This window comes from Janthinobacterium sp. BJB426 (assembly GCF_002735705.1).
Taxonomy (GTDB): Bacteria; Pseudomonadota; Gammaproteobacteria; order Burkholderiales; family Burkholderiaceae_D; genus Janthinobacterium.
Genome location: NZ_PDZL01000006.1, coordinates 80438 through 101080, shown reverse-complemented (window position 1 = coordinate 101080; position 20643 = coordinate 80438). Strand labels below are relative to the sequence as shown.

At 63.0% G+C, this 20643-nt stretch carries 25 protein-coding genes; 10 read left to right on the top strand and 15 right to left on the bottom strand.

Annotation, left to right across the window (positions count from 1 at the left end; genetic code table 11):
- Window positions 1-123: 123 nt before the first annotated feature.
- The 5 genes from CSQ93_RS12130 to CSQ93_RS12110 all read left to right on the top strand — a co-directional run bounded on the left by CSQ93_RS12130 (window position 124) and on the right by CSQ93_RS12110 (window position 2879).
- Window positions 124-693 (top strand): RNA polymerase sigma factor, encoded by a 570-nt coding sequence (locus CSQ93_RS12130; RefSeq protein ID WP_034779551.1) that lies wholly within the window; start codon window positions 124-126, stop codon window positions 691-693.
- Window positions 690-1094, top strand: coding sequence for a DUF3619 family protein (locus CSQ93_RS12125; protein ID WP_099378276.1), 405 nt, complete (start codon window positions 690-692; stop codon window positions 1092-1094). Before CSQ93_RS12130 ends, CSQ93_RS12125 begins: the two co-directional genes overlap by 4 nt.
- Window positions 1095-1096: 2 nt before the next feature.
- On the top strand, window positions 1097-1852 hold the full coding sequence (locus CSQ93_RS12120; protein WP_099378275.1) for a DUF3106 domain-containing protein: 756 nt from the start codon (window positions 1097-1099) through the stop codon (window positions 1850-1852).
- The gene (locus CSQ93_RS12115; protein WP_099378274.1) at window positions 1842-2387 is read left to right on the top strand and encodes an RDD family protein; all 546 of its coding nucleotides are present in this window, start codon (window positions 1842-1844) and stop codon (window positions 2385-2387) included. Before CSQ93_RS12120 ends, CSQ93_RS12115 begins: the two co-directional genes overlap by 11 nt.
- A 63-nt stretch (window positions 2388-2450) precedes the next feature.
- Complete coding sequence (locus CSQ93_RS12110) at window positions 2451-2879, top strand: group III truncated hemoglobin (protein WP_099378273.1); 429 nt, start codon at window positions 2451-2453, stop codon at window positions 2877-2879.
- On the opposite strand, the gene CSQ93_RS12105 is transcribed toward CSQ93_RS12110, so the two are convergent.
- From CSQ93_RS12105 to CSQ93_RS12035, 15 genes are all read right to left on the bottom strand, one after another.
- Window positions 2876-3634, bottom strand: coding sequence for an rRNA pseudouridine synthase (locus CSQ93_RS12105; RefSeq protein ID WP_099378272.1), 759 nt, complete (start codon window positions 3632-3634; stop codon window positions 2876-2878). The two genes, CSQ93_RS12110 and CSQ93_RS12105, sit on opposite strands and share 4 nt — an antisense overlap.
- A gap of 80 nt (window positions 3635-3714) precedes the next feature.
- Complete coding sequence (locus CSQ93_RS12100; RefSeq protein ID WP_099378271.1) at window positions 3715-4632, bottom strand: class I SAM-dependent methyltransferase; 918 nt, start codon at window positions 4630-4632, stop codon at window positions 3715-3717.
- Window positions 4619-4813, bottom strand: coding sequence for a Fe-S cluster assembly protein IscX (gene iscX, locus CSQ93_RS12095; protein ID WP_099378270.1), 195 nt, complete (start codon window positions 4811-4813; stop codon window positions 4619-4621). The genes CSQ93_RS12100 and iscX overlap by 14 nt, the downstream gene beginning before the upstream one ends.
- A gap of 1 nt (window position 4814) precedes the next feature.
- Window positions 4815-5156 (bottom strand): ISC system 2Fe-2S type ferredoxin, encoded by a 342-nt coding sequence (gene fdx, locus CSQ93_RS12090; RefSeq protein WP_099378269.1) that lies wholly within the window; start codon window positions 5154-5156, stop codon window positions 4815-4817.
- Between the two features lie 61 nt (window positions 5157-5217).
- Window positions 5218-7104 carry a Fe-S protein assembly chaperone HscA gene (gene hscA, locus CSQ93_RS12085; protein ID WP_099378268.1) on the bottom strand — a complete coding sequence of 629 codons (1887 nt, stop codon included), beginning with the start codon at window positions 7102-7104 and terminating at the stop codon, window positions 5218-5220.
- Between the two features lie 108 nt (window positions 7105-7212).
- Window positions 7213-7728, bottom strand: coding sequence for a Fe-S protein assembly co-chaperone HscB (hscB, locus tag CSQ93_RS12080; RefSeq protein ID WP_099378267.1), 516 nt, complete (start codon window positions 7726-7728; stop codon window positions 7213-7215).
- A gap of 66 nt (window positions 7729-7794) precedes the next feature.
- A complete protein-coding gene (gene iscA / locus CSQ93_RS12075) occupies window positions 7795-8115 on the bottom strand; it encodes an iron-sulfur cluster assembly protein IscA (RefSeq protein ID WP_010399774.1) in 321 nt (106 codons plus the stop codon).
- A 51-nt stretch (window positions 8116-8166) separates the two neighbouring features.
- On the bottom strand, window positions 8167-8556 hold the full coding sequence (gene iscU / locus CSQ93_RS12070) for a Fe-S cluster assembly scaffold IscU (RefSeq protein WP_034779562.1): 390 nt from the start codon (window positions 8554-8556) through the stop codon (window positions 8167-8169).
- Between the two features lie 54 nt (window positions 8557-8610).
- Window positions 8611-9867, bottom strand: a complete 1257-nt coding sequence (locus CSQ93_RS12065) for an IscS subfamily cysteine desulfurase (RefSeq protein ID WP_099378266.1) — start codon at window positions 9865-9867, stop codon at window positions 8611-8613.
- Between the two features lie 40 nt (window positions 9868-9907).
- Window positions 9908-10384 (bottom strand): Fe-S cluster assembly transcriptional regulator IscR, encoded by a 477-nt coding sequence (iscR, locus tag CSQ93_RS12060; protein ID WP_034779566.1) that lies wholly within the window; start codon window positions 10382-10384, stop codon window positions 9908-9910.
- A 204-nt stretch (window positions 10385-10588) separates the two neighbouring features.
- On the bottom strand, window positions 10589-11140 hold the full coding sequence (locus CSQ93_RS12055) for an NADAR family protein (RefSeq protein WP_099378265.1): 552 nt from the start codon (window positions 11138-11140) through the stop codon (window positions 10589-10591).
- A gap of 38 nt (window positions 11141-11178) precedes the next feature.
- Window positions 11179-11958 carry a uracil-DNA glycosylase gene (locus tag CSQ93_RS12050; RefSeq protein ID WP_099378264.1) on the bottom strand — a complete coding sequence of 260 codons (780 nt, stop codon included), beginning with the start codon at window positions 11956-11958 and terminating at the stop codon, window positions 11179-11181.
- A gap of 133 nt (window positions 11959-12091) precedes the next feature.
- Window positions 12092-12742 (bottom strand): maleylacetoacetate isomerase, encoded by a 651-nt coding sequence (maiA, locus tag CSQ93_RS12045; protein ID WP_034750094.1) that lies wholly within the window; start codon window positions 12740-12742, stop codon window positions 12092-12094.
- 13 nt (window positions 12743-12755) lie between these two features.
- Complete coding sequence (locus CSQ93_RS12040) at window positions 12756-13778, bottom strand: fumarylacetoacetate hydrolase family protein (RefSeq protein WP_099378263.1); 1023 nt, start codon at window positions 13776-13778, stop codon at window positions 12756-12758.
- A gap of 48 nt (window positions 13779-13826) precedes the next feature.
- Window positions 13827-14360, bottom strand: a complete 534-nt coding sequence (locus CSQ93_RS12035) for a VOC family protein (RefSeq protein WP_099378262.1) — start codon at window positions 14358-14360, stop codon at window positions 13827-13829.
- Between the two features lie 126 nt (window positions 14361-14486).
- Between CSQ93_RS12035 and CSQ93_RS12030 the strand changes: the two genes are divergently transcribed.
- The 5 genes from CSQ93_RS12030 (at window position 14487) to CSQ93_RS12010 (ending at window position 20589) form a co-directional block, all read left to right on the top strand.
- A complete protein-coding gene (locus CSQ93_RS12030) occupies window positions 14487-15422 on the top strand; it encodes a LysR family transcriptional regulator (RefSeq protein WP_099378261.1) in 936 nt (311 codons plus the stop codon).
- A gap of 62 nt (window positions 15423-15484) precedes the next feature.
- Window positions 15485-16069 (top strand): gamma-glutamylcyclotransferase, encoded by a 585-nt coding sequence (locus CSQ93_RS12025; RefSeq protein ID WP_099378419.1) that lies wholly within the window; start codon window positions 15485-15487, stop codon window positions 16067-16069.
- Window positions 16070-16359: 290 nt separating this feature from the next.
- Window positions 16360-18684, top strand: coding sequence for a sigma 54-interacting transcriptional regulator (locus CSQ93_RS12020; RefSeq protein ID WP_158301209.1), 2325 nt, complete (start codon window positions 16360-16362; stop codon window positions 18682-18684).
- Window positions 18659-19879 carry a DUF917 domain-containing protein gene (locus CSQ93_RS12015; RefSeq protein WP_099378259.1) on the top strand — a complete coding sequence of 407 codons (1221 nt, stop codon included), beginning with the start codon at window positions 18659-18661 and terminating at the stop codon, window positions 19877-19879. Before CSQ93_RS12020 ends, CSQ93_RS12015 begins: the two co-directional genes overlap by 26 nt.
- On the top strand, window positions 19876-20589 hold the full coding sequence (locus CSQ93_RS12010; protein ID WP_099378258.1) for an aspartate/glutamate racemase family protein: 714 nt from the start codon (window positions 19876-19878) through the stop codon (window positions 20587-20589). The genes CSQ93_RS12015 and CSQ93_RS12010 overlap by 4 nt, the downstream gene beginning before the upstream one ends.
- The last annotated feature ends 54 nt before the right edge of the window (window positions 20590-20643 follow it).

The window sequence follows — 20643 nt, the reverse complement described above, 5'->3', positions numbered from 1 at the left end:
TCGCACGTAGTGCAAAAACCCTGCGGAAACGCACATTTTTTGCTAGCATGCACGGGGTTGCAAAAAGCATACCCGCCCCAATTCGCCCACCGCTCCCGCAGCCGCTAAGATCCCTAATACCGCATGGCAACAGACAAAGAATTATCCGACTTTCTAGAAAATGTCGAGCGGCGCGCCTTCAAGCAGGCCGCCTACGCGGTCCGCAAGGAAGAGTCGGCACTCGACATCGTGCAGGACGCCATGATCAAGCTGGCCGAAAAGTACGGCGACAAGCCGGCCGCCGAACTGCCGATGCTGTTCCAGCGCATCTTGCAGAACACCATACTCGATTATTTCCGCCGAGAAAAAGTTCGCAACACCTGGGTCAGCCTCTTCTCCGGCATGAAGCCCTCGGGCGACGAGCATGAGGATTTTGATATACTTGACACTTATGAATCGGAACAGGGTTCCAGCGCCGCCGAATCGTCGGCCGACCAGGTCGAACGCGCGCAAATCCTTGATTTGATTGATGCAGAGGTACAAAAACTGCCTTCACGTCAACGCGAAGCCTTCCTCATGCGTTATTGGCAGGACATGGATGTGGCTGAAACAGCGGAAGCGATGGGTTGCTCCGAAGGTAGCGTGAAAACACATTGCTCTAGAGCTACCCACACGCTCGCCGAATCGCTGAAAGCCAAGGGAATTAAATTATGAACACCGACGATCTCAATTTCGCTTACAAAGTGCGCCATGCACTGAACGAAAAACTCGACGACCTGCCCACATCGGCCACCGATCGCCTGGCAGCGGCACGCAAGCTGGCCCTGTCGCGCAAGAAGGCGGACGCACCCGCCGCCGTCGCCGTGCGCAAGGACGTCTTCGCCGGCATCGCCAGCAGCCTGTTTGTCGAGCCGCTGTCGTGGCTGGGCCGCATGAGCGTCATCATCCCCCTGCTGCTGCTGGTCGGCGGCCTGGTGGGCATCTATCAGTTTGAGCAGGAACAACATATTGCCGAACTGGCAGAAATCGACGCCGCCGTGCTGTCGGACGAATTGCCGCTCTCGGCCTATATGGACCATGGCTTCAACGCCTACCTGACGAAACGCGAGCAATAAGCATGGCACGTTCGAGCGTACGCAAAGGCTGGCTGGCTGGCGGCATCGGCCTGGGTGCCTGCGCCCTCGCCGGCGCCGCCTGGGTAGGTGCGCAGCAACATGCCGCTCCCGCCGCCCCTCCCGTGGCAGCCGCGCCCGTGGTGGCGCCGGCCCCGACCGTCAAGCCCGGCTCGCCCCGCACGGCCGGTAAGGGCGGCACGCCCAAGGCGGGCGAGAATCCATCGTGGAACAAGCTGTCGCGCGCGCAGCAGGAAGCCCTGCAGCCGCTGGCGGGCGAATGGAACAAGCTGGAACCGCTGCGCAAGCAGAAATGGCTCGATATCGCCAGCCGTTTTGCGTCCATGACGCCGGACGAGCAAACCCGCGTGCATGAACGCATGCGCGAATGGATCAAGCTGACGCCGGCACAGCGCAGCCTCGTGCGCGAAAACTATGCGCGCACGAAGAAAATTGATCCGGGTCAAAAAACCGCGCAATGGGAGCAATACCAGCAATTGCCGGAAGATCAAAAGAAAAAGCTGGCGACGGAGCTCGTGCCGAAAAAACCGCTGGGCAAAGTGCCTGCGATCAATTCGAATACGAGCAAGCCGCCCGTGATCCTGCCACCCGCCATGCCGGCAGCGCCTGCCGCCGCCGCGCCCGTCCTGCCGCCCGCTCCCGCAGCGACGGCAGTGCCAGGCGATCCCGCCGCGGCCCCTGCCACCGTGCCTGTCACGCCACCTGCCACGCCTGCCCCACTGCCAACCAATGCCAAATAGCACAAATAGCACGCCCGCCGCCAGCATCACTTCCCATCCCACGATCAAGCGCCGCCTGATTTCCATGGTGTACGAGTCGCTGCTGGCCCTGGCCGTGCTGTTCCTGCCGTTCCTGCTGTTTGAACTGGCCGTGCAAGGCGCGCATACGCCGTTGACGGAACACATGCGCCAATGCCTGGCCTTCCTCGTCATGGGGGCGTATTTCATCCATCAGTGGAGCCGCGAAGGGCAAACCCTGGCCATGAAGACGTGGCGCCTGAAAGTCGTGCTGCCGGGCCACGCCCATGTGCCGCTGCGCGTGGCCGCGTACCGCTATGTCCTGTCATGGATGTGGCTGCTGCCGGCGCTGCTGGTGTCGTATTTGCTGGACTTGCAGCACTGGACAGCCCTGGGCGCCATCGGTATCGGCATCCTGGCCTGGTCAGGCACGGCCCTGTTCACGGGCAACGGGCAATTCCTGCACGACAAGCTGGCGGGCACGCAAATCGTGCAATTGCCAGCCCCGGCGAAGAAGTCGAAGAAAGTCGCCGCCTGAGTTTTTAAGCGGCTTGACCTGGGTCATTGAAGCACCACGGGGGCTCTGCGATCATGGCATGCCATGAATAATACCGCCCCCCTCCCCCACACACGCTTCGCGCCCTACCGCGAGGAAGTCTGCAGCGAAGACGAAGTCAAGCACCTCGTCCACACCTTTTATGCGGCCGCGCGCGACGACGCCATGCTGGGTCCCATCTTTGCCGCCGAGGTCAAGGATTGGGATGCCCACCTGGCAACATTGGTCGATTTCTGGTCAGGCTTATTGCGCGGCACCATGCGCTACCACGGCAAGCCGCTGGCCCAGCACGCGCAAATGGAGCATCTCACGCCCTGCATGTTCCGCCGCTGGCTGACCCTGTTCTTTGCCACGACCGAGGGCATGGGCAATGCGGCCCTGCAAGAGAAGGCCGATACCATCGCCTTGAATATTGCCGAACGGCTATGGAAAAGCTTTGCGGAAAGCCATTCCATCGTGGCGCCGCAGCTTTAGAAGCGTTCGTAACCCTGCAAGTAGCGCCATTGACCCGCGGGCATGGCGCCCATCGAAATGCGGCCGATGCGCAGCCGTTTCATGGCGACGACGTCCAGTCCCACCATCTTGCACATGTGGGCGATCTGGCCCGGCTGCACGTTTTTCAGGGCAAAGCGCAAACGCGTTTCATTTTGCCAACTGACCTTGATCGGAGGCAAAGGCTTGCCATTGAAGGGCAAGCCGTGATTCAGCAGCGCCAAGCCATTCTCGGCGATGGCGCCCGACACTTCCACGATGAATTCCTGCTCCACCGTTTTCGCTTCATCTACCAGCTTGCGGGCCACGCGGAAATCCTGCGTAAACACCAGCAAGCCGGACGCCATGGTTTCCAGCGGATTGGTGATGGTCAAGCCGATCAGATGACGCTTGAGGAAGCGCGTGACTGAGCTGGGCGCCACATTTTCCGGCGTGAAAATTTCTTCGGGACGCAAACAGCTCAAGGCTGGCTTGCCTTCCGCGCCGACGCCGCCGTTGATCCCGGCCGGCTTGTGCAGCAGGATCGTCACGGGCGGCATTTCTTCCAGGGTCGCGTTCGGCAGCAGCACCACCGTTTGATTGTCGGCCACGCGCGCGCCCGACTCTTCCACCAGCACGCCATCGACCGTGACCCAGCCGCCCTCGATATACAGCTCGGCCTCGCGGCGCGAACAGGGCACGTCTTCAGACAGGCGCTTGGCCAGGCGGACGGTGGGCATTTCGTGTGGTGTGGTCATGGGGAGGCGCAAAAAGCAAGGGAGGAGAAAGCCGGTATTGTAACCGACCCGCCCCTCCCCTCGTGTGCAACAGCGTATGCTTACGCAGTGGCCTTGGCCAGCTCTTCAGCAAAGAAACGGTGGCCCATCTCTTCCAGGCCCAGGGTCTGCAGCACTTCCTGCAGGCGTTCCGTCGGACGCTGGCGCGGCAAGTTCTTGTAACTGGCGATGATCAGTTCATTCTTCATCGAATGTTCCCAGCCCACCAGTTCCGTCACGCTGACCTGGTAGCCGTGCGCTTCCAGCTGCAAACAGCGCAGCACGTTGGTGATCTGGCTGCCGAACTCGCGCGTGTGCAGCGGGTGGCGCCACAATTCCGTCAAGACACTCTTGCCCAGGCTCTTGCCCTTGTTCTTCTTCAATACCGACGCCACTTCCGCCTGGCAACATGGCACCAGCACCATGAATTTCGCCTTTTTCTTCAAGGCAAAGTGGATCGCGTCATCGGTAGCAGTGTTGCAGGCATGCAAGGCCGTGACGATGTCGATCTGCTGCGGCAACAAGTTTGACTCCGTCGATTCGGCCACGGACAGCGGCAAAAACGACATGCCGGGGAACTTGAATTTCTTCGCCAGCTCTTGCGAGCGCTGCACCAGCTCTTCGCGCGTCTCGATGCCGTAGATGTGCGAACCATCGTTGCCATTCTTGAAGAACAGGTCGTACAAAATGAAGCCCAGATACGACTTGCCGGCGCCGTGGTCGACCAGCGACACGCCCGGGTGATCCAGCTGCACTTCGCGCAGCAGCGGTTCGATGAACTGCGTCAGGTGGTACACCTGCTTGAGCTTGCGGCGGCTGTCCTGGTTCATCTTGCCGTCGCGCGTCAGGATGTGCAATTCCTGCAGCAAGGCGACCGACTGGCCATCCTTGATCTCGGGCATGTTGCTGGCGGCCGTGATGACGTCTTTCGGCACAGCGGCTGCGGTGGCGGCGGCTGCCGCGCCCTTAGCGCGCTTCATCGATCCACGCCATCTGTATCGCTTCGAGCACTTTTTCGCCGCCGCGCGTGTGGTCATCGTCGAAGCCGTCCAGTTCCACCACCCAGTTATGCAGGTCGGTGAAACGCACGGTCAGGGGATCGATGTCCGGATGCGCGTCGAACAAGGCTTCGGCGATTGCGGTGATGTCGGACCATTTCATGTTAGTGACTGCCTTCGCTGACCTGGTTGATCGTGTATTTCGGGATTTCGACGACGAGGTCGGCCTCGGCCACGATGGACTGGCACGACAGGCGCGACACGGCTTCCAGGCCCCAGGCCTTGTCCAGCATGTCTTCTTCCAGTTCCGTCGCTTCGTTCAGGGAGTCGATGCCTTCGCGGACCAGCACGTGGCAAGTGGTACAGGCGCACGATTTTTCGCAGGCGTGCTCGATGTCGATGTCGTTTTCCAGCAGGATGTCGCAGATGGACTTGCCGGCAGGGGCTTCGATGACGGCGCCGTCCGGGCAAAGCTTGGCGTGCGGCAGGATAACGATTTGTGGCATGGTTTCTTCTTTCAGTCTGTCATTCGGAGCGCGGCCGCAGTTTCGGCGGCGCGCTGTTCAATTAGTCTTGTACGACCTGATCCAGCGATTTGCCGGTGAGAGCGGTGCGCACGCTGCGGTCCATGCGGCGCGAGGCGAAATCCTCGGTGCCGTCGGCCAACGCTTCAATCGCCAGCTTCAAGGCCTGGTGGTCGATGGCGCCGCTTTGCGATTGCGCAATGGCGTCGCGCACCCGCTGCATCAAGCCGTCGACGATGACGCGCTCGGCATCGTCGAGCAAGCCGCCGTCTTCATCGAGCGCCGACTGCGTGGCCAGCAGGATGCGTTCCGCTTCCACCTGCTCTTCGCGCAGCGCGCGCGCCACCATGTCGACGTCGGCCGACGTGTACGAATCCTGCAGCATGCGCGCGATGTCGTCGTCGCCCAGGCCATACGCCGGCTTGACGCTGATCGACGCTTCCACGCCCGAGCGCAGCTCGCGCGCCGAGACGGACAGCAAGCCGTCCGCATCGACTTGATACGTGATGCGGATGCGCGCGGCGCCCGCTACCATCGGCGGAATGCCGCGCAGCTCGAAGCGCGCCAGCGAACGGCAGTCGCTGACCAGTTCGCGCTCGCCCTGCAGCACGTGCACGGCCAGCGCCGTCTGGCCATCTTTAAACGTCGTGAATTCCTGCGCGCGCGCGCACGGGATCGTCGAATTGCGCGGGATGATCTTTTCCACCAGGCCGCCCATGGTCTCGATGCCCAAGGAGAGCGGGATCACGTCCAGCAGCAGCCAGTCGTCGCCGGCGGCGCGGTTGCCAGCCAGCAAGTTCGCCTGGATGGCGGCGCCCAGCGCCACCACTTTGTCCGGGTCGATATTCGCGTGCGGCGTCGTGTGGAAGAATTCGCTCACGGCGCGCTGCACGTGCGGCATGCGCGTGGCGCCGCCCACCATCACCACGCCGTCGACGTCGTCCGCATCCACGTTCGCGTCGCGCAGGGCTTTCTTGATGGCGTTCATGGTCTTGGCCACCAGGTGCTGCGTCATGGCGGCAAAGTCCGCTGCCGTGATGCGCAGGTGGATCTCTTCGCCCGAATTCAGGGCCGCATCGATCATCGTTTCCGACTTGGTCGACAGCGTTTCCTTGATCTCGCGCGCTTTCACCATCAGGATGGCCGTGTCTTCGTCCGACAGGGGTGCCAGCTTGGCGTGCTCGCTGATCCAGCAGAACAGGCGGCGGTCGAAATCGTCGCCGCCCAGGGCCGAGTCGCCGCCCGTGGACAGCACTTCGAAGACGCCCTTGCTCAACTTCAGGATCGAGATGTCGAAGGTACCGCCGCCGAGGTCATACACGGCGTACACGCCTTCGGAGGCGTTGTCGAGGCCGTAGGCGATGGCGGCGGCCGTCGGCTCGCTCAGCAGGCGCAAGACATTGATGCCGGCCAATTGTGCCGCATCTTTCGTGGCCTGGCGCTGGGCATCGTCGAAATACGCTGGTACAGTAATCACGGCGCCCACCAGGTCGTCGCCCAGCGAATCTTCCGCGCGCTGGCGCAGGGTGGCGAGGATTTGCGCCGACACTTCGACGGGGCTTTTCACGCCGGCCACGGTTTTCAGCTGCACCATGCCAGGCGTATCCTGGAAGTCGTAGGGCAGGTTTTCCGCGTAGGCGATGTCAGCCAGGCCGCGGCCCATGAAGCGCTTGACGGAAACGATGGTGTTCTTCGGGTCGGTGGTCTGCGCGGCCAGGGCCTTGTAGCCGATGTTGGCGTGGCCATTCGGCAGGTAGCGCACGACGGACGGCAGCAGCGAGTGCCCTTCTTCGTCGTTGAGCACCTCGGGAATGCTGTTGCGGACGGTGGCGACCAGGGAATTGGTGGTGCCCAGATCGATGCCGACGGCCAGACGGTGCTGGTGCGGCGCGGTCGACATGCCTGGTTCGGAAATTTGCAGAAGTGCCATTGTATTCGTGCCTCGATTAATTTTTTGCGTGATGCAGTTGATGCCTGTCGCGCATTATAAGACGCGCGCCGGACTGGCGCTTGGCACGCCGGTCAAGCGATTGGCCAGTCAGGCTTCCATGGCCTCATATGCAAAACGCACTTCCTCGCCGAATTTGTCGAGGAACATCAGGGCGCGCACGCTTTGCGCGGCATTCACATAGTCGGCGGCGTCCAGCTGGGCCGCCACCTGGGCCAGCAAGGCCTTGCGTTCGCCGCGCAGCTGGCGGTCCAGGGCGTCGAGCGCGTCGGCATCCTTGCCGGCACGGGCATCGCCCAGCTCTTCGCGCCATTCCATCTGCTGCATCAGGAAGCTGACAGGCATGGCCGTGTTCGACTCCGTCTGCAAGTCGACGCCATTGAGTTCGCACAGGTATTGCGCGCGTTTTTGCGGGCTTTTCAGGGTTTGGTAGGCTTCATTGGCGCGCGTAGCCCATTGCATCGCCACGCGCTTTTCAGCGCTGCTGGCATTGATGAAGCGGTCAGGGTGGACCTTGCCCTGCACGTCGCGGTAGGCCGCGTCGAGCGCGCTCATGTCGAGCGAGAACTGCGCCGGCAACTGGAATAATTCGAAGTGATTTTGCATAATGGTCGGTGGTCGCTGTACCGCAATCGATGGGTACAGCGCACCGACCGGGGTCTTGCCAGCTGTTTAAATCCTGAAGGACTCGCCGCAGCCGCAGGCGTCTTTTTCGTTCGGATTGTGGAACTTGAAGCCTTCGTTCAAGCCTTCGCGCGCGAAATCGAGTTCCGTGCCGTCGATGTAAGGCAGGCTTTTCGGGTCAACGAAGACTTTCACGCCGTGCGACTCAAAAACGCTGTCTTCGGCCGCCACTTCATCGACATATTCGAGCTTGTAAGCCAGGCCCGAGCAGCCCGTGGTGCGCACGCCAAAGCGCAGGCCCATGCCCTTGCCGCGCCGTTCGATATAACGGTTGATGTGTTTCGCCGCTTTTTCGGTCAGTGTGATCATGTATTTCTCCGTAACTGCCCCGGCCTTGCGGCCGGGGCGGGCTACCAACGTTTAAGCTGCTGCCGGGTGACGGGTCTGGTAATCCAGAACAGCTGCCTTGATGGCGTCTTCCGCCAGGATCGAGCAGTGGATCTTCACTGGCGGCAGGGCCAGTTCTTCGGCGATCTGCGTGTTCTTGATGGCCAGTGCCTGGTCCAGGGTCTTGCCCTTGACCCATTCGGTCACCAGCGAGCTCGACGCGATGGCCGAACCGCAGCCGTAGGTCTTGAATTTCGCATCTTCGATCAGGCCGTCGGCGCCAACCTTGATCTGCAGTTTCATCACGTCGCCGCAGGCAGGCGCGCCTACCATGCCGGTGCCGATGGTTTCATCACCCTTGTCGAAAGCGCCCACGTTGCGCGGGTTTTCGTAGTGATCGAGTACTTTGTCCGAGTAAGCCATTTTGATGCTCCTTAAATATTCTTGCCGGCCCCGTAGTGGAGGCCCGGGTATTGGTTAGTGGGCGGCCCATTGAATCGAATTGATGTCGATTCCGTCCTTGAACATGTCCCACAGCGGCGACAGGTCGCGCAGCTTGTGTACTTTCGATTTCAGCAGGTTCACGGCGAAGTCGATGTCTTCCTCGGTCGAGAAGCGGCCGATGGTGAAACGGATCGAGCTGTGCGCCAGTTCGTCGCTGCGGCCCAGGGCGCGCAACACGTACGATGGTTCCAGGCTGGCCGAGGTGCAGGCCGAACCGGACGACACGGCGATATCCTTGATCGCCATGATCAGCGACTCGCCTTCGACGTAGTTGAAGCTGACGTTCAGGTTATGCGGCACGCGGTGCTCCATGTCGCCGTTGATGTAGACTTCTTCGATCTCTTGCAGGCCCTTGGCCAGGCGGTCGCGCAAGGCCTTGATACGGCCGATTTCGCTGTCCATTTCTTCCTTGGCGATGCGGAACGCTTCGCCCATGCCGACGATCTGGTGCGTCGGCAGAGTGCCCGAGCGCAGGCCGCGCTCATGGCCGCCACCGTGCATCTGCGCTTCCAGGCGCACACGCGGCTTGCGGCACACGTACAGGGCGCCCACGCCTTTCGGGCCGTAGGTTTTATGTGCCGTGAAGGTCATCAGGTCGACCTTGGTTTTTTGCAGGTCGATGACGACCTTGCCCGTCGCTTGCGCAGCGTCGCAATGGAAGATGATGCCTTTCGAGCGGCAGAACACGCCGATTTCGTCGATCGGCTGGATCACGCCGATTTCGTTGTTCACCAGCATGACCGACACGAGGATGGTGTCCGGGCGCACGGCCGCGGCCAGCTGCTCGACGGTGATCAGGCCGTTGTCCTGCGGTTCCAGGTAGGTCGCTTCAAAGCCGATGCGTTCCAGTTCACGCACCGTGTCGAGCACCGATTTGTGCTCGGTCTTGACGGTGATGATGTGCTTGCCCTTGGTCTTGTAGAACTGTGCCGCGCCCTTGATGGCCAGGTTGTTGCTTTCCGTCGCGCCGGAGGTCCAGATGATTTCGCGCGGATCGGCGTTCACCAGGGCCGCCACGTGGCCGCGTGCCTCTTCCACGGCTTTTTCCGCCGTCCAGCCATACATGTGGCTGCGCGATGCCGGATTGCCGAACTGCTCGCGCAGGTACGGAATCATCTTGTCGGCGACGCGTGGATCGATCGGCGTCGTGGCCGAGTAATCCATGTAGATCGGGAAATGCGGTGCGGTTTCAAAGTGCACTTGGCCTACGTTTTTTTCTGGGGCGTTCATCAATAACTCCTGCAATCAGCAACTGGTATTTTTGTCATTATCAACCGAGGGCGGCGTGGTTACGGTGCATCACCATCACGCTTTGCTCGGCAATCTTTTGTCTCTGCTGGTCGACCAGGTCCTGCAAGGACACAGAATCCAGATAATCGACCATTTTTTCGTTGAGTGTGGACCACAATTCATGCGTCATGCAGCGCGCACCCGTGGCCGCGTCGGCGCCGTGGCAATGCTCCTTGCCGCCGCACTGCGTGGCGTCCAGCGGTTCGTCGACGGCGATGATGATGTCGGCCACCGTCACTTTGTCCGCACGGCGCGCCAGGCTGTAGCCGCCGCCGGGACCGCGGATCGACTCGACGATCTCATGCCGGCGCAGCTTGCCGAACAGCTGTTCCAGGTAGGACAGGGAAATCGACTGGCGCTGGCTGATGCCGGACAAGGTGACCGGTCCCTTGCCCTGGCGCAGGGCAAGATCGATCATCGCTGTCACGGCAAAACGGCCTTTTGTAGTCAGACGCATACATCCTCTGGTCAACTGGTTTAAAATATTGCGGTTTTTCAACTCCTCAAACCCCGAGTAGTTGAATGATTTAGTCAAGTATAACAAATTCGGCGGGGTTTGTCAGAGCGCCCCTCGATGACCACAGGGCTGGAAGGGGCATGGCCGGCCGCGCCAGGCGCGGCGGCATCAGGAAAACAACAGTCGGGAAATCGCAGGGCGTTCTCAGCCCCGTAAAGCAGTCCGCACTTTCATCAGTTCAAATCCCAGCAAGTTCAAGCCGTCCCAGGTGGCGGGGTCCAGGATGCGCGGATTGTCCGACGCCAGGCCCACGCCCCAGATGCGGTCGACGGGACTGGCTTCGACGATGACGCGCTCGCCCGTGCCCAGAAGAAACTTGCGCAGCGCGGCCTTTTGCGAAAACTTGGCAAAGTTGCCATCGAAGACGATGCCGGCGCGGGCCGCTTCCCATACTTTGGCGTCAAAATTCGCCACTTCGCGCCCCAGCTTCTTCACTTCCGACGGCCGCCCGGCCGCCACGATGCGCGCCTGCACGGCAGTGTCGCCAAACAGGGCCGCCTTTTGCGCCATCATGTAGTGCTCGGCCGTCGCATACGTCACGCCAGCCAGGCTGAACGGTGACGGAAACCACTGGCTGAAGCAGCTTTTGTCGGGCACCTGCGGCTGCGCCGGCGTGTGCCCCCAGAAATACAGATAGTCGGGCACGCCGCCCGCCGCGATCCACGCCTTCAATTCTTCCACGTTACTGATTTGCATATTCCCCGCACTTCCGCCAGACAGGCGATGATTCAAGCTCAAGCACGCAATAGTTGCATCGGGCCAAACAAGGCCTGCATGTCACGATTGCCGATAAAGGACAGATTATACGGATGTTCCGCCGTCACCTGCGGCAACGATGCCGCCACCGGCAGGCGTTTGATGAGCTCGGCGATCTTGCCCCACAGCACCAGTTGCGGCGTGGCCGCCCCGCCCTGCTGCGCCAGCGCTTCCAGCACCACCTGCAGGAAGGGCAGCCAGCCGCGCGCATCCTGCACGGGCGGCACGTGGGCACGGAACACCAGCGCCGCGTTGAGCAGCAGGAAGCCCTGCTCCGTCATCTTGCGCTGCAAGTCGGGCAGGGTCTGGATCACGCCGCTGCCCGGCAGCTGCGCGGCGGCGGCCACGGGCGCCATGGCCACGCCGGACGTGTCGCCGCCCTGCAACTGGCCATCGGCCACCAGCAGCATCTTCATGAAGTTGCGCAGCGAGGTGGCGCGGTTGACGGGCTTCGACAGGCCCGTGGCCGACCACAGACTACCGACGGTGCCGTCCATGAAGCACACCCCCGTGGCGCTGTCGGCGCGCGGATACGGCCCCTCGCCCACCAGCACGTAGCGCACCTGCGCCAGCGGCAGGGCAAAGGCGGCGAACAGCCGGCCCTGCGTGGGCAGGTAATCGTCGGCGGCCAGCGCCGGCAGGTAGGCGGGATCGGCCGCCATCACGGCGTGCAAGCCGCGCAGCAGGATGGGACGCCAGGAATCATGCGCCAGGGACAGGGCATCGATGATGCTGGCAGGAACGGTTGTTGCAGTCATGGCGCGTAAAGTATTTGGGCAAACGCAAATTGTAGCGCACCGGCAAGCTGGCATTACCCACCAAAAATCAAGCACGCATAAAAAAGCCCCGCCTGTTGCCAGACGGGGCCTCCTGCGTTGCAGCTTAGAAAATCTATTCGGCGTCAGGCTGCTGCGACGGATGGGCGGCAGCAAACGCGGGCAAGCCGGCGCAATGGGCATGGATGCGCGCCACGCGCGGATATGGCGCCAGGTCGATGGCGAAGCGCTGCGCATTGAATACCTGCGGCACCAGGCAGCAATCGGCCATCGTCGGGCTGTCGCCATGACAGAACAGGCCCGTGCCGGCAGGGTCGCCCTGCGCCAGCAGCGCCTCCACGGCCGCCAGGCCCTCGGCCATCCAGTGGCGGTACCACTCCTGCTTGGCCTCGTCCGACAGCCCCAGAGTGTTTTTCAGGTATTTCAACACGCGCAGATTTGTCAGCGGATGGGCGTCGCAGGCGATCGCCAGCGCCAGCGCGCGCACCCTGGCGCGGCCCAGCGCATCGGCCGGCAGCAGCGGCACGGCCGGCCGCGTCTCGTCGAGATATTCAAGCATCGCCAGCGACTGCGTGAGGATGGCGCCGTCGTCGTCGAGCGCCGGCACCAGGGCCGACGGGTTGACGGCGCGGTAGGCGGGTAGCAGCTGCTGTCCGCCATCCTGCAGCAGATGCACGGGGATGCTGTCGTAGGCGATGCCTTTGAGATTCAAGGCAATGCGTACGCGGTAGGCGGCCGAACTGCGAAAGTAGGTGTACAGCTTCATCGGGCGCCTCCCCTCAGGCGCGGCCGGCGTACACGGCCACGGTCTGCTCGATGCTGCCGAAGATGCTGGCGCCCGCCGCGTCGCGCATCTCGATGCGCACCGTGTCGCCGAACTTCAGATACGCCGTTTTTGGCGCGCCGTGTTCGATGGTTTCATACATGCGCACTTCGGCCAGGCAGCAGTAGCCGACGCCGCCGTTCTCGATGCTCGAGCCAAACAGGTTGCCCTGCTTGTTCGACACGGTGCCGGAACCGATGATGCTGCCGGCGCCCAGTTCGCGCGTCTTGGCCGCATGCGCGACCAGCTGGGCAAAGTCGAAGGTCATGTCTTCACCCGCATTCGGCTTGCCGAACGGTTTGTCGTTCAGGTCCACCAGCAGCGGCAAATGCAGCTTGCTGCCAACCCAGTCGGCACCCAGTTCATCGGGCGTGACGGCGACGGGGGAAAATGCGCTGGCCGCCTTCGACTGGAAGAAACCGAAACCCTTGGCCAGCTCGCCCGGAATCAGGTTGCGCAAGGAGACATCGTTGACCAGCATGACCAGGCGGATCGCTTTCGCCGCATCGTCCACGCCGACGCCCATGGCCACGTCGCCCGTGACGACGGCCACTTCCGCTTCCAGGTCGATGCCCCACTCTTCGGACAAGGCAAAGATCGGATCGCGCGGGCCAATAAAGCTGTCCGAGCCGCCCTGGTACATCAGCGGGTCCGTGTAGAACGAGGCCGGCACTTCCGCGTTGCGCGCCTTGCGCACCAGTTCCACGTGGTTGATGTAGGCGGAACCGTCGGCCCACTGGTAGGCGCGCGGCAGCGGCGAGTGGCACAGCGCGGCATCAAACGGCTGCGCGTCCGGCGCCTGGCCCGCGTTCAGGTCGGCGTAGGCCTGTTCCAGTTTCGGCGCGACGGCGTCCCAGTTGTCGAGCGCGGCCTGCAAGGTGGGCGCGATGGCGGCCACGCGCTGATACTGGCGCAGGTCGCGGCTGACGAGGATCAGGGCGCCGTCGCGGCTGCCGTTTTTCAGGGTTGCGAGTTTCATGGTGTTCCTTGTTCGGTGTATTTGTCAGAGAGTGGCGGTCTAATGCGTTCAGGCGTCGGCCGGCGCGTGCATCCAGGCGGCGTGCTTGGGCGCGCGGCGCGTTTGCGACCATTCTTCCAGCATTTCCCATTTGACGGCGTCCAGTTTGGCCATCATGTCGGGCGTGCCCACGTTGGCCGCCAGCTCCAGGCGGTGGCCGTTCGGATCAAAGAAGTAGATCGACTGGAAGATGGCGTGGTTGACGGGACCCAGCACCTCGATGCCGCCGGCCACCAGGCGTTCCTTGGCGGCCAGCAGTTCTTCCATGCTGCCCACTTCCAGCGCCAGATGCTGCACCCAGGCCGGGGTATTGCGGTCGCGGTCCATCGGCGGCTGCGTCGGCAGTTCAAAAAAGGCCAGCACATTGCCCTGGCCCGCATCGAGGAAGACGTGCATGTACGGGTCCGGCGCCTTGGTCGACGGCACCAGGTCTTCGGCGATGGCGAGGACGAAATTCATGTTCAAATGCTTGACGTACCACTCGACGGTTTTCTTCGCGTCGATGCAGCGGTAGGCGACGTGGTGGATTTGCTTGATCTTCATGTGCTTGTCTCCAATGGATGGCGCCGTGGGCGCGTTGGCTGGCCTGTTTTTCAGCTTTTCACCATTAGAATCGAGTTCCAGCTATCATACAAACAATTTTTAACCATTGATTTATCGGATTATCTTATGAGTCCCAGCCTGCGGCAAATGCGCGCCTTCGTGGCGCTGGCCAAGACCGGCAGTTTTACCCTGGCCGCCGAATACCTGCACGTGACGCAGTCCGCCTTGAGCGGCTTGATCAAGGAACTGGAAAGCGTGCTGGGCGTGCGCGTGGTCGAGCGCAGCACGCGCAAGACGCAGTTGTCGGAAATAGGCCGCGAGCTGTATCCGCTGTTTGAAAAGATGATCGAGGACCTCGACGGCGCCATGGCCGGCATCGCCCAGCGCAAGGCCCTGAAAACGGGGATGGTGCGCATCGCTGCGCCGCAGATGATGGCGTGCACCCTGCTGCCGGAAGTGATCGCCGCCTACCGCCAGGCGCACCCGGACGTGCAGCTGCGCCTCGTCGACTGCCCCGTGGAGAATGTGTCGGCGCGTGTCTTCAGCGGCGAAGTCGATTTCGGCATCGGCCCCGAGCGCGACCCCACGGCGGAAATCGCCGCGCAAGTGCTGTTTGAAATGCCCTTCGTGCTGGTCTTCCCCGAACAGCACCCGCTGCAGCAAAAGGAAAGGGTCACCTGGGCCGACGTGGGCGACTATCCGTTCATTTCGCTGCAGGGCCAGTTCACGGAACGCCTGCTGCGCGACATGCACGGCGCGTTTCGCGAGCTGTCGCTCAATCCGTACAACGAAGTGACCTTCATGACGACGGCGCTGGCCATGGTCAGCGCCAACCTGGGCATCACGGTCTGCCTGCCGTACGCGGAACCGATGGTCAAACTATATCAATTGCAGATGCGCGCCCTGCACGAGCCGGAACTGACGCGGCGCTTTTTCGTCTACACGAAGACGGGGCGGTCGCTGTCGCCGGCAGCCGAAAGCTTCATGGCCTTCCTGTTCCGCTTTGTCGAGACGCACGAGTGGAACGTGGGAGCGGGCGGCCCGGCTGGCGCCGCTTTATAATCGGGCATCGCCCTTTCACCGCTCGCACCATGACCCAGCCTCACCAGAACGATCTGTCCGCCATCGACGCCGCCACCATCGCCATCAACCAGCGCATGAACAAATTCGACGGCCATGCACAGGTCTGGCTGTTCGGCTATGGCTCGCTGATCTACAAGGCCGATTTCCCCTACATCGAGCGCCGCCCGGCCAGCATCGCCGGCTGGACGCGGCGCTTCTGGCAAGGCTCGCACGACCACCGGGGCACGCCGATGGCGCCGGGCCGCGTCGCCACCATCGTGCCGCAAGCGGGCGCCGTGTGCGACGGCATGGCTTACCTGATCACGCCCGAAGTCTTCGCCCACCTCGACCACCGCGAAAAGAACGGCTACCTGCGCCTGGCCACCGACATCACCTTCGACGATGGCAGCAAGGTCGAAGGCCTGGTGTACATCGCCAACGAGGAAAACGCCGCCTTCCTCGGCGCCGCCCCGGAACTGGACATCGCGCGCCAGATCGCCCGCTCTGCCGGCCCCAGCGGCCCGAACAGCGAATACCTGCTGCACCTGGCCAGCGCCCTGCGCGAGCTGGGCAAGAGCGACCCGCACGTCTTTGCCATCGAGCAACATCTGGCGCAATTGAAGGATGCGCCGCCAGCAACGCAGTGAGTGACGGCAGGTAACCAGCTAGCATGATGCAAGCGATGAATATATTTTCATTGTGACAATTGGCGACTATCGCCGTTTTATTAACGGCCATAATCGGAACGCGCGATTCCTTTATGCATGAGTGGAGCAACGGTACGCGTCGGCAGGCAGCGGGGCAGAACAAAAAATACGGCCCTGCATGATCGGAGCGAAATCACCGGAGCGAGACGACCATGTCCGAAAGGTCTATGCTGCAACAGCATGGGAGGCAGCCGCATTGCATGCTTCCCGGAGCAGGCGCTATTGCCCCTGTGCATGTCCCCGTCCACTGCGGCAGCGCCGGGGGCGGGCTGAACATCATTGGCAGCTCTCCAATATTCCAACGCCTGCTGCGCATGGTCGAAGCCGTGGCGCCGACCCGCTGCACGGTGCTCATCAGTGGCCCAACCGGTTCCGGCAAGGAAATCATCGCCCAGCTCGTGCACCGGCACAGCGGCGATCCCGCTGCGCCCTTTGTCGATCTCAACTGCGGCGCACTGCCGGAACACCTGATCGACGCGGAACTCTTCGGCCATACCAAGGGCGCATTTACGGGAGCGCTCAACAGCCGCACCGGGTTCTTCGCCCAAGCGGGACAAGGCACGCTGTTTCTCGATGAAATAGGCGAATTGCCGCTAGGTGTACAGAGCAAGCTGCTGCGCGTACTCGAAGCACGCTGTTTCAGGCCACTGGGCGGTGGTGATATCCAGCCGTTCAACGGCCGTATCGTGGCCGCCACCCATTGCGACCTGGCCGCGATGGTGCAAGCGGGCCGTTTCCGCGAAGACCTGTATTACCGGCTGGCGGTATTGAAACTCGACGTGCCGGGCCTGGACCAGCGCCGCGGCGACGTCGCCGCCCTCGCCACCCACTTTGCCAGCCTGCAGAAGCGGCCCATCCGCTTTACCGCCACCGCCATGGAACGCCTGGGCCGGCATGCCTGGCCCGGCCATATCCGCGAACTGCGCAACCTGGTTGAACGGCTGTCGATACTGGCCGAATCGGCGCTGATCGATGCCCACAGCCTGGAAGCCTTCCTGTCGGCGGGCATGCCGGAAGACGCGGATCACACGCTGCTGGCGGAAGCCCTCATGCGGCTGGAAGGCGACGACAAGCTGGAGGCCGCGGAACAATTGCTGATCGACTATGCGATGCGCCTTGCCGATGGCAACAAGACGATCGCGGCGCGCCACCTGGGCATCAACCGCAAGGTCATCGAACGCCGCGTGCATGGCGACGAGGAGCGCAGCAATTTTGCCCGCGTCTGCCTGCTGGAGGGACGTGCACTGATCGAGGCGGCCCGTTTCAAGGAAGCCATTGAAGTATTGCGTCGCGGCCTCACCTTGCTGGCCGCCGACGCCCACCCCTGCACCGCGCGCCGCCTGAGCTGCGACCTGCACCGCTGGCTCGCCATTTCGCACCGCGGCATCAGCGGCTGGCAAAGCGCCGAAGCGCTCGCCTGCTACCAGCAGGCATTGCAGGAAGCGGCGGCGCTGGGCGACGAGGTGGAAATCACCGCCCTGCGCTTCGGCATCTGGAGCTCGCAACTGATGGCGCTGGACCTGGTGGCGGCGCGGGCTACGGCGCAAGACATGCTGCAGCGGGCGCAAGCCATAGGTGACACGGACTTGCTGTCGCAGGCCCACCTGGCCCTGGCCAACACGCTGTTCTGGCTCGGCGATTACCGCGAAACGCTGGCCTGCCTGGAGCGCGGACACTTGCTATGCGGCGCGGCATCGGCCGACACCGGGGGACAGGGCCTGGACATCGCCGCGCTGTCGACCACTTTCGAAGGCCTGTCCTGCTTCCAGAGCGGCGCCTTCCGGCGCGCGCGCCAGGTGATGGACCACCTGGCATTGCGCGGCGGCGCCGACAACCCGCATCCCTTCCATCGCGCCATCGCACTGCAGGGCGCCGCGTGGCTCGCCTGCATGTTCGAGGACTGGAGCCGGCTGGCAAACCTGGCGGCAGACCTGCAAACCGTCGCCAGCGAATATGGCTATCAATTCTACCTGGGGGTGGGCCAGATATTCCATGCCTGCGCATTGGCGTCGGGCAACATCCATGCACAGACCGAACAGCGCATCGCCGATGGCTACCAGCAATACATGCTGTGCGAAGGCGGCATGCTCTTCCATTCATTCCAGGCCTGGAAACGGGGCGAACTGCTGCTGTCGGCAGGCCAGCCATCGCAAGCCCGGCAACTGCTGCACGGCGCCATCGAACTGGCGCTGGAACATGGCGAACGGGCCTATCTGGTCGAACTGCTCGACATGCATGCGCAGACGTGGATCGCTGTGGGTGACCTGGACAACGCGGAACGCGAACTGGGCAGTGCACTGTCGACCGCCAAGGCGCTGGGCGCGACGGCCGGCAGCCTGCTGGTGGCAACCCGCCTGGCGCAACTGCTGCAGCAGCGCGGGCGCCGGCCCGAAGCACTCGAACACCTCACGCGCGCCTTGCGCGGCGTGGAACGTGACACGGCTTTCCCCCGGTTTGCCCAGGCGCTGCAGTTGCAGACCACCCTGGCGCAAACCATTTCCATGCCATGCCAACCTGAGGACCCGCAACATGAGCTATGTGCTGAACCACGATGACCTTGAATCGCTACTGCTGGGAGCTTGCTTCTTCGGCAGCGGTGGCGGCGGCACGCTCACTTCCGCGCGCAGCCTGCTGGCCCAATTCCACGCCGGCGATTACTATCCGGACGCCCAAGTGCGCGTGGTCAGCGTCGACGAAGCCACCGATGGCGAGACGGTCATGGTGGCTTACCTGGGTTCGCCCGTGGCGATCAATGGCGCCCAACTTCCGCAAGGTCCCGTCGATGCCGTGATCGCCGTCAGGGAGCACCTGGCGCTGGAAAACCGCACCCTGGCCTACCTGGCGCCGCCCGAGAGCGGGGCGCTGGGGTTTCTCGTCGCCTGCCTGGTCGCCGCCCATCTGGGGCTGGCGGTGATCGACGCCGATGGCGCCGGCCGCGCCGTTCCCTCGCTGCCGCAGCTGACGTATGCGGCTGAGCAGATCAATCCGTGCCCGGCCTTCCTCGTCAGCCAGTCGGGACTGCGCGTGGAACTTGACGTCCAGCCGAGCCAGGGCGTGAACGGCGCCCACGCCCACCAGCAGGACGTGGCAACGATCATCGACCAGATGATGCGCCCCATCGTCTCGCAGGCCGATTTCAAGCAGTTCGGCGGGCTGGCCATGTGGATCATGGCGCCGGCGGAACTGGCCCGGGCGCTGCCCGTGCGCGGCACCCTGGGACGCGCCCTGCGCCTGGGCCGCGAACTGCAGACAGGCCGCTTGCGCAGCGCGGACGAACTGGTCGACTATCTTGCGCGACAATGCGACATGCGCGCCTGGCCATTGTTTCCTCAGGGCACATTCGTCGCCGCCGAAGTCGACTCGCGCAATGGCTTCGACCTGGGCAAGATCACCATCCGCGCGGGTGAACGGCTATGCACGGTCCTGTACCAGAACGAATCGCTGCTGGCCTGGGATAGCAGCCGCAGCACGCCCCTCTGCATGGCGCCCGACACCATCAGTTACTTTGTCGAGGGCGATGGCCAGGCCGTGTATTCGAATGGCGACTTGCTGCTGCCTGACGGCACGCTCAACCCGGCCCTCCTGCAGCGCAAGGTGACGCTGCTGGGCCTGCAAGCCCACCCGGCATTGCGGGAACGGGGCGGCCTGATACTCGACAGCTTCATGCAACTGCTCAACACCATCGGCTACCTGGGACCCTATATGCCGCTGGCGGGCAACACCGGCGCAGCGGCAGGGAGCGCCGCATGAAGCCGCTGCGCATCTGTATCGTGGCGCCGGTGGCCACGTCCATCTACAATCAGCGCCTGCTGGACGCCATCGAGCCCGTGATGCCGCCCGATGTCGAAGTGTCCGTACGCAATATTTCGAGCGGGCACGACTGCATCGAATACCGCGTCGACTGGCTGCAAAACGGTTATCCGGTGGTGCAGCTGGCCAGAGAAATCGAAGGCGAAGGCTATGACGGCATCTGGCTCAGCGACTTCGACATGTGCGGCGTGGAGGCCGCGCGCGAAGTGATCGACATTCCCATCCTCGGCGGCTTCCCGCCCGCCGCCTTTACGGCGCTGGCCCTCAGCCAGCGCCTGTCGATCATGACGATACTGCCCAGCACGCTCGCCATGCAGCGGGGCCACATGCAGGCTTACGGCTTACAGGACAGCTTCGCCTCGATCCGTTCCATCGACTGTCCCGTCGCCGATCTCGGCAAGCTGGACACGGTGGTCGAAAAAACCTTCCAGGCCGCCATGCTGGCGATACAGGAAGACGGCGCCCAGTCCATCCTGCTCGGCTGCACAGGATTTGTCGGCGTCGCCGCGCGCGTCAGCGCGCTGCTGGAGGACGCGCTGCAGACCTATGTGCCGGTCATCGATCCGAACCAGGCAGGCTTCAGCTTCCTGGTGTCCCTCGTGCGCATGCGCCTGCGTCCCAGCCGCGCCTGCTACAGCAAGGATAGCTGAACCGCCGCACGCGCCCGCGTCACGCCATGCCGTGTCCCGGGCGCCCCCTCCCCG